13 protein-coding genes are annotated in these 14,464 nt (G+C 65.7%); 5 read left to right on the top strand and 8 right to left on the bottom strand.

Going from position 1 to position 14,464, the window contains the following annotated elements:
* Window positions 1-28: 28 nt before the first annotated feature.
* The gene (locus LFT46_RS17245; protein WP_236799640.1) at window positions 29-760 is read right to left on the bottom strand and encodes a DUF72 domain-containing protein; all 732 of its coding nucleotides are present in this window, start codon (window positions 758-760) and stop codon (window positions 29-31) included.
* A gap of 64 nt (window positions 761-824) precedes the next feature.
* On the opposite strand from LFT46_RS17245, the gene LFT46_RS17240 reads away from it, so the two are divergent.
* From LFT46_RS17240 to LFT46_RS17230, 3 genes are all read left to right on the top strand, one after another.
* Entirely contained in the window at window positions 825-2,633 is a 1,809-nt protein-coding gene (locus LFT46_RS17240) for a glycoside hydrolase family 15 protein (protein WP_236799639.1), read from the top strand.
* Window positions 2,634-2,747: 114 nt separating this feature from the next.
* Complete coding sequence (locus LFT46_RS17235; RefSeq protein ID WP_236799638.1) at window positions 2,748-3,038, top strand: hypothetical protein; 291 nt, start codon at window positions 2,748-2,750, stop codon at window positions 3,036-3,038.
* Window positions 3,038-3,751, top strand: a complete 714-nt coding sequence (locus tag LFT46_RS17230; protein ID WP_236799637.1) for an HAD family hydrolase — start codon at window positions 3,038-3,040, stop codon at window positions 3,749-3,751. Before LFT46_RS17235 ends, LFT46_RS17230 begins: the two co-directional genes overlap by 1 nt.
* Window positions 3,752-3,768: 17 nt before the next feature.
* Here the strand turns inward: LFT46_RS17230 and LFT46_RS17225 are convergent, their stop codons facing one another.
* The gene (locus tag LFT46_RS17225) at window positions 3,769-4,017 is read right to left on the bottom strand and encodes a hypothetical protein (RefSeq protein ID WP_236799636.1); all 249 of its coding nucleotides are present in this window, start codon (window positions 4,015-4,017) and stop codon (window positions 3,769-3,771) included.
* A 198-nt stretch (window positions 4,018-4,215) separates the two neighbouring features.
* Here LFT46_RS17225 and LFT46_RS17220 point away from each other — a divergent pair, with 198 nt between their 5' ends.
* Window positions 4,216-5,397, top strand: coding sequence for a zinc-dependent alcohol dehydrogenase (locus LFT46_RS17220; protein ID WP_236799635.1), 1,182 nt, complete (start codon window positions 4,216-4,218; stop codon window positions 5,395-5,397).
* 82 nt (window positions 5,398-5,479) lie between these two features.
* On the opposite strand, the gene LFT46_RS17215 is transcribed toward LFT46_RS17220, so the two are convergent.
* The 4 genes from LFT46_RS17215 to LFT46_RS17200 are packed head-to-tail and all read right to left on the bottom strand — an operon-like array spanning window position 5,480 to window position 10,670.
* Window positions 5,480-6,292 carry a bifunctional allantoicase/(S)-ureidoglycine aminohydrolase gene (locus tag LFT46_RS17215; protein ID WP_236799634.1) on the bottom strand — a complete coding sequence of 271 codons (813 nt, stop codon included), beginning with the start codon at window positions 6,290-6,292 and terminating at the stop codon, window positions 5,480-5,482.
* Window positions 6,293-6,307: 15 nt separating this feature from the next.
* Window positions 6,308-7,582, bottom strand: a complete 1,275-nt coding sequence (locus LFT46_RS17210) for a DUF6986 family protein (RefSeq protein WP_236799633.1) — start codon at window positions 7,580-7,582, stop codon at window positions 6,308-6,310.
* Between the two features lies 1 nt (window position 7,583).
* Window positions 7,584-9,182 (bottom strand): malate synthase A, encoded by a 1,599-nt coding sequence (aceB, locus tag LFT46_RS17205; protein ID WP_236820481.1) that lies wholly within the window; start codon window positions 9,180-9,182, stop codon window positions 7,584-7,586.
* Window positions 9,183-9,218: 36 nt separating this feature from the next.
* On the bottom strand, window positions 9,219-10,670 hold the full coding sequence (locus LFT46_RS17200; RefSeq protein ID WP_236820480.1) for an NAD-dependent malic enzyme: 1,452 nt from the start codon (window positions 10,668-10,670) through the stop codon (window positions 9,219-9,221).
* 220 nt (window positions 10,671-10,890) lie between these two features.
* On the opposite strand from LFT46_RS17200, the gene LFT46_RS17195 reads away from it, so the two are divergent.
* On the top strand, window positions 10,891-11,646 hold the full coding sequence (locus LFT46_RS17195) for an IclR family transcriptional regulator (RefSeq protein ID WP_236799630.1): 756 nt from the start codon (window positions 10,891-10,893) through the stop codon (window positions 11,644-11,646).
* Window positions 11,647-11,750: 104 nt separating this feature from the next.
* Here the strand turns inward: LFT46_RS17195 and LFT46_RS17190 are convergent, their stop codons facing one another.
* Together LFT46_RS17190 and pucL are read right to left on the bottom strand one after the other, a co-directional pair.
* Window positions 11,751-13,256, bottom strand: coding sequence for a nucleobase:cation symporter-2 family protein (locus tag LFT46_RS17190; protein WP_236799629.1), 1,506 nt, complete (start codon window positions 13,254-13,256; stop codon window positions 11,751-11,753).
* A 127-nt stretch (window positions 13,257-13,383) separates the two neighbouring features.
* Window positions 13,384-14,292, bottom strand: a complete 909-nt coding sequence (gene pucL / locus LFT46_RS17185; RefSeq protein WP_236799628.1) for a factor-independent urate hydroxylase — start codon at window positions 14,290-14,292, stop codon at window positions 13,384-13,386.
* Window positions 14,293-14,464 lie beyond the last annotated feature (172 nt).

Raw genomic sequence — 14,464 nt, 5'->3', positions numbered from 1 at the left:
TCTGCCACAGGCCGGCCCCGGGCAGGCATCAGCCGTTGCCCAGGATCCCGCGCAGGGTCTGGGCGTTCCGCACCGCGTTCCCGCCGCCGTCGTTATTGAAGTAGGCGTACACGTCGACGCCGGCGCTGTCCCACTCCCGGATCCTGTCCGCCCACCAGTGCATGTCCGCGTCTGAGTAGGAGCCGCCGTACAGGTGCTCCTGGTCCGGTCCGTGCAGCCGGATGTACGTGAATGGCGCAGTGGTGCGCAGGATGCAGGGCAGGTTGGCGCCGCTCATGATGCAGTACGCCGCCTGGTGGCGCTCCAGCAGCTCAAATACCTCCGGGCAGTCCCAGGTGGGGTGCCGGAACTCAACGGCAACCCTGATCCAGGACGGCAGCACGGCCAGGAAATAGTCCAGCCTCGCATCGTCCCGCGCCAGTTGCGGAGGCAGCTGGACCAGGAGCACGGCACGTTTGTCCCCGAGCTCATGCCAGCACCTGGCGATGCGCTCCACCCAGACTTCGGGGGAGTACAGCTTGCGGGCGTGGGTCAGTCCGCGGGGAGCCTTGACGGACATGCTGAACCCTGGCGGCAGGCGCCTGTTCCAGCCAGCGAAAGTGGTGTCCCGCGGCCACCGGTAAAAGCTGGCATTCAGTTCAACCGTGCTGAACCTGGAGACGTAGCACTGGAGCCGGTCCCGGACGGGCAGTCCGGGCGGGTACAGCACGTTCTCCCAGTGGTCGTAACTCCAGCCGGAGGTGCCAATGTGGATTGCCATTTGCCTCAGGCTACACCCGGACATTTCCCCTTCCATTGGGGACTCTGTGTGGCAGGGTAATGTCATGGTGCGAATTGAGGATTATGCGGTGGTTGGCGACCTTCACACCGGGGCCCTGATCAGCAAGGACGGCTCGATCGACTGGCTCTGCCTGCCGCGGTTCGATTCCCCTGCGTGCTTCAACGCGCTGCTGGACACCCCGGACGCGGGCCGCTGGCTGCTGGCGCCCGTGGGTGGAGGTGCCTGCACGCGCCGCAGCTACCGGGACGGCAGCCTGGTCCTGGACACCGAGTGGGACACGCCGGACGGAACCGTGCGCGTTACCGACTTCATGCCGCCCCGCGACTCCGTGGCTGACATCGTCCGGATCGTGGAAGGCGTCAGCGGCAGCGTCAAAATGCACGGGGAGCTGATCCTGAGGTTCGACTACGGCCACATCATTCCGTGGGTCCGCAAGGACAAGCGCGGGCTGCACGCCATTGCGGGGCCGGACGCCGTCTACCTGGTGACCCCCGCACCCCTGCACGGGGAAAACATGCATACCGTCAGCGACTTCACCGTGAACGCCGGCGACAAAGTCCCGTTCGTACTGACCTGGGCGCCCAGCCACGTGGGCAGGCCCGTCTCCGTGGATGCCGAGGACGTCCTGGCGAGCACCTTTGAATTCTGGCGGGGCTGGTCCTCGCAATGCACCGTGGAGGGGAAATACCAGGACGCGGTGGTGCGCTCCCTGATTACGCTCAAGGCACTGACCTACGCCCCAACCGGGGGCATCGTAGCCGCGGTCACCACCTCCCTTCCCGAGCAGCCCGGCGGCCAGCGCAACTGGGACTACCGCTACTGCTGGCTGCGGGATGCCGCCATGACCCTGCAGGCGCTCCTGGCCGCGGGGTACACCGCCGAGGCCGCCGCGTGGCGGGACTGGCTGCTCCGCGCGGTTGCCGGCGACCCCGCCGACCTGCAGATCATGTACGGGATCCACGGTGAACGGCGGCTGCCGGAAATGGAGCTGCCCTGGCTGAAGGGCTATGAGAACTCGGTTCCCGTGCGGATCGGAAACGCGGCGGCCGAGCAGTTCCAGCTGGACGTGTGGGGCGAGGTCCTGGACTGCCTGGCGCTGACCCGGAACTCGCTGCTGAAGCATACCGACGAGGCTTGGGACGTGCAGATCGCGCTGATGGAACACCTGGAAACCATCTGGGACCAGCCGGACAACGGGCTCTGGGAAATGCGGGGGCCCCGCCGGCACTTTACCCATTCCAAGGTCATGGCCTGGGTGGCGGCCGACCGGATGGTGAAGGGCGTCCGCGAGTCCGGTCTGCCGGGTCCGGTGGAGCGCTGGGAAGCGCTGCGGGACCAGATCCGCGCGGACATCATGGCCAACGGTTTTGACGCCGAGCGCAATACGTTCGTCCAGTCCTACGGCCGGCCCGAGCTGGATGCGAGCCTGCTGCTGATTCCCAGGGTGGGATTCCTGCCCAACGACGACCCCAAGGTCATCGGCACCATCGAGGCCATCCAACGGGAGCTGACCCAGGACGGGTTCGTGCTGCGGTACAAACCGCAAGAGAGCGACGACGGCCTGCCGGGCGACGAAGGCGTCTTCCTGGCCTGCTCGTTCTGGATGGTTGAGGCGCTCCTGGGTGCCGGGCGCCATGAGGAATCGCGTGAACTTTTCGAACGGCTGCTGGAACTGCGCAATGATGTGGGGCTGCTGAGTGAGGAATGGGCGGTCAAGGCAGGCCGCCAGCTGGGTAATACACCGCAGGCATTCAGCCACTTCGCCCTTGTGACTAGCGCTCTGGAGCTACATCAGGATACCGTTCGGCGCAGTGACATCCCTCTTCCATCTGCAAGGGCGGATTCGCGCTGAGGCGGCGCGGACCAGGGCTGGAACTTCTCCTTCGCGCGATAGATAAGTATACTTACTAACACCTCATGGAGTGCTCCCAGGCACAGCGCCGTGATTGATGGAGGAGTGATTGTTATGGCCGGATTTTTTGAGCTCGTTGATGCCCCTGACGGTGGATACCGGATCAGGATGATGGACGGAAGCGGGAACCTGATGGCCATCTCGGTGACCTTCCCAACCAAAAGGGCAGCTGTGGCAGGCGTCGCCATGGCCCGCGAAATCGCCGGCACCGGCCTCATTCGGGACAAGAGCCTGGACGGCGCCGGGTCCGTCATCCGTGACCGCGTGCGGCCCGTCAGTTCCCCCAAGGATGAAGCGGCCAAGCGGAAAAAGGCGCCGGATGTACGACGGGCAGCGGTGGGCTGATGACTGAGTCCACGACACCCCCTGACGGTGTCCGCCGGGGGGTCCTCTTTGACGTTGACGGCACCCTGATCGACTCGTCCTACATCCACACCATCTCCTGGTGGGGTGCCTTCCGCCAATACGGGCACGACGTGTCCATGGCGGCCATCCACCAGCTCGTCGGCATGGGCGGTGCCCGCTTGGTGGACAACCTGCTGCCGTCCGGCCGCGACCGTGACGAGGACGAGGACATCATGGCCAGCCACGGTGCACTGTACGCTTCGCACTGGCCCTCGCTCCGTCCCTTGGACGGGGCCAAAGAACTGTTGGGCCAGTGCCATGCCGGCGGGTTGGCCGTGGCGCTTGCCTCCTCGGCCCGGGAGCGGGATCTGCAGGTCATGCGGTCCGTCCTGGATGCAGACGCCTTTATCGATGCCGCTACCAGCGCCAACGATGCGAAGGAAAGCAAGCCGGCGCCTGACATCCTCGAGGCGGCCCTCGAATCTGCCGGCGTGGACGCGGCGCACGCGGTCTATGTCGGCGACGCCGTGTGGGACATGAAGGCGGCCGGAGCCCTGGGGATCCCGGCCATAGGAGTCACCTGCGGGGGCATCCAGGCCGCGCAACTGCGCGAGGCGGGCGCCGTCGAGGTTTATGAAGGGCCGCGCGACCTACTGGAGAACCTTGCCTCCAGCGCCATCGGCCGCTTGCTTGCACTGCAGCCGAATCCCTGAAACCGGCTAGCACCGGTTCACAGCGGCTGGCCGCCTGGCACTGAATCCTCATCGCCCGCGATGGCCGGCTTCGGCCAGGACACCACTACCACCACCGAGCCGTCATCGTTCCGCTTGATGTCCGTGGCCACCTCGGCCGCGGGCGCACCCATCTCCTCTACCCGCCTCCGGTAGGTGCTGACCAGCTCCGTCAGGCTTTCCTCCGTCCATTCGCCAGGGCGCATGCGGGTGGAGATCTCGACCGGTTCCGGCTGGTACAGCGACATGGCGTTCCTCTTTCGGGTGCTCTTCTTGGTGTTCCGGGACTCTCCCTACGCTAGAAGCAGCGGACGGCCGCCACAAGCTTTTAGTCAGCATGCTTACTTTTTTCCCTCAAAACCGATACGGTCGAAGAAAGGGTGCCTCCGGGTGCCCTGCCCCGCCCAAGGAGATCTCCACGGGCAAAGCAGAGCGAAAGGGAGACTGTGAAAGCACTGACGTGGCAAGGAAAACGGTCGGTAAGCGTAGAAGAAGTACCTGATCCCGTTATCCAGGAACCGACGGATGCAATCGTACGGATCACCTCCACCGCCATCTGCGGCTCGGACCTGCACCTCTACGAGGTCCTGGGCCCGTACATGCACAAGGGTGACGTCATTGGCCACGAGCCGATGGGCATCGTGGAAGAAGTGGGCAGCGGCGTCACCAACCTCCGCAAGGGCGACCGTGTGGTGATTCCCTTCAACATCTCCTGCGGCTCCTGCTACATGTGCAAGCTGGGGCTGCAGTCCCAGTGCGAGGTAACCCAGGTCAAGGAAAAGGGATCCGGCGCCGCCCTCTTCGGCTACTCAGAGCTGTACGGGTCCGTTCCCGGCGGCCAGGCCGAGTACCTGCGGGTGCCGCACGCCGACTACGGACCCGTCAAGGTGGGCAACGAGCTTCCGGACGAACGCTACCTGTTCCTCTCCGATATCCTGCCCACCGCCTGGCAGGCCGTGGAATACGCCGACGTCCCGGCAGGCGGTACCCTGGCCGTGTTCGGCCTTGGCCCGGTTGGCCAGTTCGCCGGCCGGATCGGCGTCCACCGCGGGTTCCGCGTCATCGGTATTGACCCCGTTCCGGAGCGCCGGGAGATGGCTGCGCGGCACGGGGTGGAAACGCTGGACTTGAGCAAGACCATCGGGGACGAACTCCGCGAAATGACCGGGGGACGGGGCCCGGACGCGGTGGTTGACGCCGTCGGAATGGAAGCCCACGGCTCGCCTATGGCAGGCTTCGCCCACCAGGCGCTGGGGCTCCTGCCGGACAAGCTGGCCCAGAAGGCTATGGAGACCGGCGGCGTGGACCGGCTGGCAGCGCTGCACGCTTCCGTCGACGCTGTGCGCCGCGGCGGCACGCTGTCCCTGAGCGGTGTGTACGGCGGCACGGCCAGCCCCATGCCGCTGCTCACCATGTTCGACAAGCAGCTGCAGGTGCGCATGGGGCAGTGCAACGTGCGGAACTGGACGGACGCCATCCTTCCCCTTGTGGAGGACGACGCCGATCCGCTGGGTGTGATGGACCTGGTCACCCATCGTGCGGGCCTGGAAGGCGCGCCCGCTCTGTATGAGAAGTTCCAGAAGAAGGAAGACGGCTGCATCAAGGTGGTCCTCAACCCGGGCGCCTAAGCCTTCCCCAACAGCACTAAAAAAGCAGGGGCCGTTATGGAATTCCATAACGGCCCCTGCTGCTGCCCGAACGCACAAATGGCTAGGTCAGCTTCACCTGCCGGTTCATGTCCTTGTACAGCAGGTAGCGGAACTCGCCGGGGCCGCCGGCGTAGCAGGCCTGCGGGCAGAAGGCGCGCAGCCACATGAAGTCGCCGGCCTCCACCTCAACCCAGTCGTTGTTCAGCAGGTACATGGCCTTGCCCTCCAGGACGAACAGGCCATGCTCCATCACGTGCGTTTCCGGGAACGGGATGACGCCGCCGGGCTGGAACGTCACGATGTTCACTTGCATGTCGTGGGCCAGGTCGCTCGAGTCGGTGAAGCGGGTGGTCTTCCAGACGTCATTGGTGTCCGGCATTGAGGTCGGCTCCACGTCCTTTTCATTGGTGACGAAGGACTTGGCCTCGTATCCCTCGAGCCGCTCGTAGGCCTTGCGGATCCAGTGGAAGGAGACGATGTCCTCGGAGACGTTCTCCAGGCCCCACTGCGCTCCGGCGGCCAGGTAGGCGTAGCCGCCTTCCTCGAGCTTGTGCAGTTCGCCGTCAAGGGTCAGGTTGACGGTTCCCTGCGTGACGAAAATGACGCCCTCCACGCCTTCTTCGAATTCGGCGCGGGGTGCCCCGCCGCCCGGTCCGATCTCCACGATCAGCTGCGAGAACGTGGTGGCGAAGCCGGAGATGGGGCGGGCGATGATCCACGACCGGGTGTTGGCGAAGCCCGGCAGGTTGGAGGTGACGATGTCCGTCAGCACGCCCTTGGGGATGACGGTGTAGGCCTCGGTGACGATGGCGCGTTCGGTGGTGAGGTGGGTCTGCGGCGGCAGGCCGCCGGTGGGGGTGTAGTACTTGCCCATGAAGGGGTCCTTTGCTTAGGAGTTGGAAGTGGTGGCCAGCCGCGGGTGCGCCAGCGCGGTGAGCTGCGGAATTCCGACGCCGGCAAGCGCCTGGACCTCCTCGCCACCAACAGCGCCGCACTGGACGCCGCGGAGCACGAAGGCGGCAAGGGCGCGGGCGGTGGCGGGCTCGTCCATCACGCCGCCTTCGGTCCGCTCCACGTAGTTGCGCAGGCGGGCCGCGGCGGCCGGGAGGCCTTCACGGTAGAAGGCGTAGGTGGCAGCGAAGCGGCTGGGCAGCTGGGCCGGATGCAGGTCCCAGCCCTGGTAATAGCCGCGCTCCAGCGACCGGCGGACCAGGCGGCCGTGCAGCTGCCAGGCGTTCTCCACGTTGTCGCCCACCGGGATGATGTTGGTGGAACCATCGGAGAGCCGGATGCCCGTGCCGGCCACGGCCAGCTGCATGACCTCCTTGGCGAAGTCCGCCACGGGGTGCTCCATGGACTGGTATTCGGCGGAGATCTGCAGGGACGCGGAGTAGTCGTAGGTGCCGTAGTGCAGGCCGCTGATCCGGCCGGGCACGGCGTGCGGCAGCTGCGCCACCGGCGATGTGCCTTCCGGGCCAAGGATCAGCTGCGGAGTTTCCACCTGCACCTCGAACCGGAGGCGGCCGGCGGGAAGTCCGTGGACTTCCTCCAGCCGCGACACGGCAAAGTCCATGGCCTTCACCTGCGCCACCGTGGTGACCTTGGGCAGGGTCAGGACCAGGCCCTCGGGCAGTTCACCGGCCGTGGCCAGGCCGGAGACAAAGAGGTCCAGGGTCCGCAGGCCGCGGGCCCGGGTGGGGGCCTCAAAGCACTTGAACCGGATGCCGATGAACGGCGGAGCGGAGCCCGCCGCGACTGCCTGGGCCACCGTGGAAGCCGCGGCAACCGCGGCGGCGTCCTCGGCGTCGTCGCCCCTGTCCCCAAAGCCGTCCTCAAAGTCCAGGCGCAGGTCCTCAATTGGCTCGGCTGCCAGCTTTGCGGCAACCCGGCAGGCGACCGCCTCGGCGAGGCTGGCTTCCTGGCCCAGGAGCCGGCCCAGCTTTTCGAACCCGCCGTGGGCTTCCACCGTCGTGGCTGCCTGGGCGCCCCAGTCGGCAGCGAACGACGGCGTGAACCGGTCCGCCGGCACGTACACCGTGTGCACGGGCTGGCGGGAGCCGTCGTCGCCCGGGTAGTTCTGCTCCAGCAACCGGTCCGTGGCGGCAAGTTGCCCGTCGATGGCGGCCAGGTCCCCTGCGGAGAGCGAGGGTTTAGGTGTTGCCATCTCAGCCCACCAGCTCGTAGGCGGGGGTGGTCAGGAAGTCCGTGTAGTCATCGGACAGGCAGATGTCCGCGATCAGTTCGCTGGCCGGCTGGTAGTAGCGGCGGAACGCTTCGTCGCCGAACTCGGTGCGGAGCCGCTCGGTCTCCTCGCCCAGGACCCGCTCCACCAGTTCCTTGGTCACGGTGTTGCCGGAGTCCGCCAGGATGGACTTGTTGCGGATCTGCTGCCACACCTGGGAACGGGAGATCTCCGCAGTGGCGGCATCTTCCATCAGGTTGTGGATGGCCACGGCGCCGTTTCCGGACAGCCACACCGCCGTGTAGGCGACGGCTACGTACAGGTTCAGCCGCAGTCCGGCCTCGGTGACCTGGCCGTCGGCGGACTGGACGTCCAGCAGCTGCTCCGCCGTCACGGAAACCTCGGGCCGCTGCTTGTCCACCTGGTTGGGCTTGTCACCCAGCACGGAGTCGAAGACTTCGCGGCAGGTGGGGACCAGGTCCGGGTGGGCAACCCAGGAACCGTCGAAGCCGTCGTTTGCCTCGCGGGTCTTGTCCGCACGCACCTTTTCGAAAGCTGCCGCGGTGACTTCCGGGTGGCGCCGGTTGGGGATGACCGCTGCCATGCCGCCCATGGCGAAGGCGCCGCGCTTGTGGCAGGTCTTCACCAGGAGTTCGGTGTAGGCACGCATGAACGGGGCGGTCATCACCACGGACGCGCGGTCCGGCAGGACGAATTCCTCGCCGGCGTCGCGGAAGTACTTGATGATGCTGAACAGGTAGTCCCAGCGGCCGGCATTCAGTCCGGAGGCGTGGTCCCGCAGTTCGTACAGGATCTCGTCCATCTCGAAGGCGGCCGGGATGGTTTCGATCAGCACGGTGGCGCGGATGGTGCCCTGGTTCAGGCCCAGGTAGTCCTGCGCGAACACGAACACGTCGTTCCACAGACGCGCCTCAAGGTGGCTCTCCATCTTGGGCAGGTAGTAGTACGGGCCCTGTCCGTTGAGCACCAGCTGTTTGGCGATGTGGAAGAAATGCAGCCCAAAGTCCACCAGCGCGCCCACGGCCGGTTCACCGTTGATCAGCAGGTGCTTTTCCTGCATGTGCCAGCCGCGGGGGCGGGCCACTACGACGGCGAGCGGTGCGTCGGTGCGGAGGCGGTACTCCTTGCCTTCCTCCGAGGTGAAGCTGAGGGTGCCCTGGGCCGCGTCGCGGAGGTTCAGGATGGCGTCGATGACGTTGGCCCAGGTGGGCGTGCTGGCGTCCTCAAGGTCCGCCAGCCACACCTTGGCGCCGGAGTTCAGGGCGTTGATGGCCATCTTTGCCGGCGACGCGGGTCCGGTCATCTCCACGCGGCGGTCCTGCAAAGCCGCCGGTGCCGGCGCAACCTTCCAGTCGCCGTCGCGCACGTCCTTGGTCTCCGGCAGGAAGTCCAGCTTGCCGGTCTCGGCTACCCGCTGCCGCTTGACGGCGCGGGCCGCCAGGAGCTCGTTGCGGGTACCCGCGAACCGGTTGTGGAGCTCTTCCACGAAGGCCAGTGCCTTGGGCGTGAGGATCTCCTCCGCGCGGTCGATCGGCCGGGGATCTGTGACGGTGATGGCCATTTCTGGTCCTTTCCTTGGGCTGGGAAGTCGGGCGGGTCAGGCGGAGGCGAGTGCCGGCACTGATTCCTTGGCAGAGTCGGCCGATTCGGCGGCCGTTGCAACGTTTGAGGCCTGGGCTGCGGCCGCTACGGCCGCTGCGACGTCGGCGGTCACATGGGGGTCGAAAATGCTCGGAATGATGTAGCTCGCATTGAGCTCATTATCATTCACGCGGTTTGCGATTGCCTCGGCGGCAGCCACCAGCATTTCCGGCGTGATGTCGCTTGCGCCGACATCCAGGAGCCCGCGGAAGAGGCCGGGGAAGGCCAGGACATTGTTGATCTGGTTGGGGAAGTCGCTGCGGCCGGTGGCCACGACGGCGGCGTGCCGGGAGGCAACGGCGGGGTCCACCTCGGGGGTGGGGTTGGCCATGGCGAACACGATGGCGTCCTTGGCCATGGATGCAATGTGCTCTTCGCCAAGGATGTTCGGGGCGGAGACGCCGATGAAGACATCGGCACCCGCCAGGGCCTCGTGCAGGCTGCCGGCGAAGCCTTCCTGGTTGGTGTTGTCCGCGATCCAGGTGCGGTGGGGATCGTTGTAGGTCTCGCCCTTGTGGATGGCGCCGGAGCGGCCGGCGGCCACGATGTGCCGGGCGCCCTGGGCTTTGAGCAGCTGGATGATGGCAGAACCGGCGGCGCCGACGCCGGACACCACGATCTTGACGTCCGCGATCTTCTTGTCCACTACGCGCAGGGCGTTGACCAGGGCTGCCAGGGTCACGATGGCCGTGCCGTGCTGGTCATCGTGGAAGACCGGGATGTCCAGTTCCTCGCGCAGGCGGGCCTCGATCTCGAAGCAGCGCGGAGCAGCGATGTCCTCCAGGTTGACGCCACCGAAGACGGGTGCCAGGAGCTTGACGGTGCGGATGATTTCCTGGGTGTCCTGGGTGTCCAGGCAGACCGGCCAGGCGTCCACGTTGGCGAACTGCTTGAAGAGTGCGGCTTTGCCTTCCATGACCGGGAGCGCGGCTGCGGGACCGATGTTGCCCAGGCCCAGCACCGCGGAGCCGTCGGTGACCACTGCCACCGTGTTGCGCTTGACCGTCAGGTTGCGGGCAGCGGCAGGGTCCTCGGCGATGGCCAGGCAGACGCGGGCGACGCCCGGCGTGTAGGCGCGGGAGAGATCGTCGCGGTTGCGCAGCGGGACCTTGGGGACCACCTCGAGCTTGCCGCCGAGGTGCATCAGGAAGGTGCGGTCCGAGACGTGCTGGACCGTAACGCCGTCGAGCGCGTTGAGGGCGTCCTTGACGCGTGCGGCGTGGTCGTCATCGGTGGTGTTGCAGGTGACGTCAACGACGAGGGTCTCGTGGTGGGACTCCGTGACGTCCAGTGCGGTGATGGCCGCGCCGGCTGCTCCGACGGCTGCGGCAAGTTCGCTGGTGGCGCTGAAGCTTGAGGGCGCTTCCACGCGCAGGGTGATCGAATTTCCGGGGCTGGGGTTCGCCATTGAATGTCCTCCTGTTAGGCCCGGTCGGGCTTCTACTCTAATCCGAATATTTTCGTATTATGGATATTATTATCTACTTTATGGAAATACAAGCCCTGCGAATGCGACTGTCCCTGCGCGTCGCGGTGGCGCCTGCCGTGCTGTATGTTGGGTGTTCTAAGCAACTCTTTTCACGATGCGGATAAGAGTTGTCGGATTCCGAGCCATAGGAGACAACGGAATGGCAGAAAAAGCCTCTGGCGGGGTGCAGTCGGTGGAGCGCGTCTTCGAACTGCTTGAGCTCATCACCGATGCCGGCGGCGACGTCACCCTCAGCGAGCTGTCGTCCTCGACGGACCTGCCGCTGCCCACCATCCACCGCCTGCTCCGCACCCTGGTGTCGCTTGGCTACATCCGCCAGCTGCCCAACCGGCGCTACGCGCTGGGCCCCCGGCTCATCCGCCTTGGCGAGGGTGCGAATAAGCAGCTCGGAGCCTTGGCCCAGCCCCAGTTGAAGATGCTGGTGGACCGGCTGGGGGAGACCTCCAACATGGCCGTGCTGGACTCGGACATGGTGATCTACGTGGCCCAGGTGCCGTCGCTGCACTCCATGCGCATGTTCACCGAAGTGGGCCGCCGCGCCCATACCCATGCCACCGGCGTGGGCAAGGCCATCCTGGCCCAGCTCGACGACGATACCGTGCGGGGCATCGTTGCCCGCGCCGGCATGCCCACCCCCACCGCCAAGAGCATTGGCGACGTGGAGGAACTCCTGGCCGACCTCAAGCTCATCCGCGAGCGTGGCTACTCCATCGACGAGGAGGAACAGGAACTCGGCGTCCGCTGCTTCGCCATGGCGGTACCCAACGCCCCCACGCCCAGTGCGATTTCCGTTTCCGGGCCGGTATCCCGGGTGGATGAAGACTTCGCCGACAAAGCTGTGCCCATCCTCCGGGAGGCCGCCGAGGCCATCTCCCGCGAGCTCAACCGCACCTGAGGCAGCGACGCGTCGTCCCGCCGTCGTCCTTAACCCGCGAGATGGCAGTTCGCGGCAATGTTCCTGGGGAACACTGCCGTGAACTGCCATCTCGCGTTGGTCGCTCAGTGCTCTGATGCCTTCTCGGATGACTGGACCGGTACTTCCTTGCCGTCGCAGTCGATGAGCTTGCCGTTCTCGAACCGGTCACCCTCGGCCAGGCAGCGCAGGTCCTCGGCGCGTACCAGGCGTTCGGTACCGGCGACGAACACGGACTGGTTATCAGAGTTGCCGGCCTTGAGGTGGTTGAACAGCAGATTCAGCAGGATGGCCATGACGGCCGCCGAGCTGATGCCGGAGTGGAAGATGGTGCCGAACCAGGACGGGAACTGGTCGTAGAAGGTGGGCGCGGCGATGGGGATCATCCCGAAGCCGATGGAAGCGGCCACCACGATCAGGTTCATGTTGTTTTTGTAGTCGACCTTGGACAGGGTGCGGATGCCGCTGGCCGCGACGGTGCCGAAGAGTACTACGCCGGCACCGCCCAGGACGGGCGTGGGGACCGCTGCCACCACCCGGCCAAGGACGGGCAGCAGGCCAAGGACCACCAGGATGATGCCGCCGGCGCTGACAACGAACCGGCTCTTGACGCCCGTGATGGCCACCAGCCCCACGTTCTGGGCGAAGGCGCTTTGGGTGAAGGAGTTGAAGAGCGGGGAGACTGCGCTGGAAAGCATGTCCGCCCGCAGGCCGTTGCCGATCCGTTTCGAGTCCACCTTGGTGCCCACGATCTCGCCCACGGCGATGATGTCGGCAGAGGTCTCGGTGAGGGTGACCAGGATGACGATCAGCATGGAGATGATGGCGGCTGCCTCGAACGTAGGCGGTCCGAAGGCGAAGGGGGTGGGGAAGGCGACAATCTCGCCCTGGCCCACCTTGGAGAAGTCGGCCATGCCGAAGACGACTGCGATCACCGTGCCCAGGACCATGGCCAGCAGGATGGACAGCCGGGAAATGGCGGCGCTGCCCACCTTGCTCAGGAGCAGGACGATGCCCATGGTGGCGGCGGCGAGCCCGATGTTCGCCATGCTGCCGTAGTTGGGCGCCTTGTTGTTTCCGCCCATGGCCCAGTTCGCGGCAACCGGCATCAGGGTCAGGCCGATGGTGGTGATCACCGTGCCGGTAACGACTGGCGGGAAGAAGCGGATGATCTTCGAGAACAGGGGAGTGATCAACAGACCGATCAGGGACGCCGCGATGACCGACCCGAAGACGGCCTGGATTCCCCCGCCGCCGTGGACGATGGCCACCATGGTGGAGACCCCCGCGAAGGAGACGCCCTGGACCAGCGGCAGCTGCGAACCGAAGAAGGGGACGCCGACGGTCTGCAGGATGGTGGCCAGGCCGCCGACGAAAAGGCAGGCCGCGATGAGCAGGCCGATGTCCTGGGAGTTCATCCCTGCGGCTGCGCCGATGATCAGGGGAGGGGCGATGATGCCGCCGTACATGGTCAGGACGTGTTGGAAGCCGTAGGCAAACATGCTTCCAATTGGGAGCCGCTGGTCCTCGGGGCGGGCCGGCCGTGCGCCTTTTGCAGCGGCTGCGGCGGCGAGTTTCTTCTTGGTGTTCATGGCAGACTTTCTTGGTTCATGGCAGACGTCATCGTCTGGCTAACTGGTGTCTGGCTAACAGGTGAATCTGTGGGGGTGACGACGGGCCCAACCAGGTAGCTGAGCCCGTCGATGGTGAATCCGGGATTTAGCAGAAGCCCGCGATGCCCGACCAGGCGGTGGGAGCCGGGGCCGCGTCGTCGCGCTGGACGGTGGCCTCGATCAGGCCGTAGGGGCGGTCCGCCGCGAAGAAGACCTCGTTGGGGTTGTCGAGGCCGAACGGTGAGAGGTCCACCAGGAAGTGGTGCTTGTTGGGCATGGAGAACTTGATCTCATCGATTTCGCTGTGTGCTTCAAGCACCTTGGTGCCCATGTCGAACAGGGTCTGCTGGAGGGCGTGGGAGTACTTCTCGGTGAAGCCTTCCAGCAGGAGGCCCTTGACGTCGTCGTAGCTCTTGTTGAAGTCCAGCGTGCTGAAATCGGTGCCGGTCTTGAAGCGCCACCGGGCTGAAACGTCCGTGGCGAGGATGCGGTCGGTGGTCTCGGGCAGCGTGGTGTAGCGGTCCCGGGGGTAGCCGACGAATCCTGACTGGGTGGACTTGAGGACGGTCAGGTCCTTGAGTCCGGAGATCAGGTGGCTCGTGGCACCGTCTCGGACCAGGACGGCGGTCCGGACTTCCTGGCCATTGCGGACGAAGGAGTGGTCGTGTTCGCTGCCGTGGGCCTGGATCCGGTTCCAGGCGTAAGACTCGGCTTCCCAGCGTCCGCCGGTGACCCAGTCGAAGCTGGAGGTGAAGTGCTCACCGAGGCGCAGCAGGAACTGTTCCGGTGACCCGATGCCCTCACGGGCAAAGGCGTAGATGGTGTTCTTCTGGGTGTCGGTGGCCACCACGTGGGCGTTGTCGCCCTCAAGGTGGGCCGCGGCGAAGTCGCCCCGCAGTTGCGAGGTGACGTTCAGGTCTTCGATCTCGTGGCGGTTCGTGTCCCGGGTGATCTTGACGACGCGGACTTCTGCCTTGCCGTACTGGTTTTCGCCGAGGATGATCTTGCTGCTCATGGTCTTTTCCCAACTTCCGGTAAGTGGAACCTAGGTTCCATCACTGAAATTAAGCGCGCGTTTCATGCGCGTTTCCGATGGAGCCGACCCAACAAAAAAGAGCCGGCATCCGTTGATGCCAGCTCATTACGACCCTGCCTGCTGCTCCCAGGTTACGTGACGTGCGCCACGA

The organism is Arthrobacter sp. FW306-07-I, assembly GCF_021800405.1.
Taxonomy (GTDB): domain Bacteria; phylum Actinomycetota; class Actinomycetes; order Actinomycetales; family Micrococcaceae; genus Arthrobacter.
The sequence above is the reverse complement of the archived record's forward strand: the minus strand, read 5'-3'. Positions and strand labels throughout refer to the sequence as shown.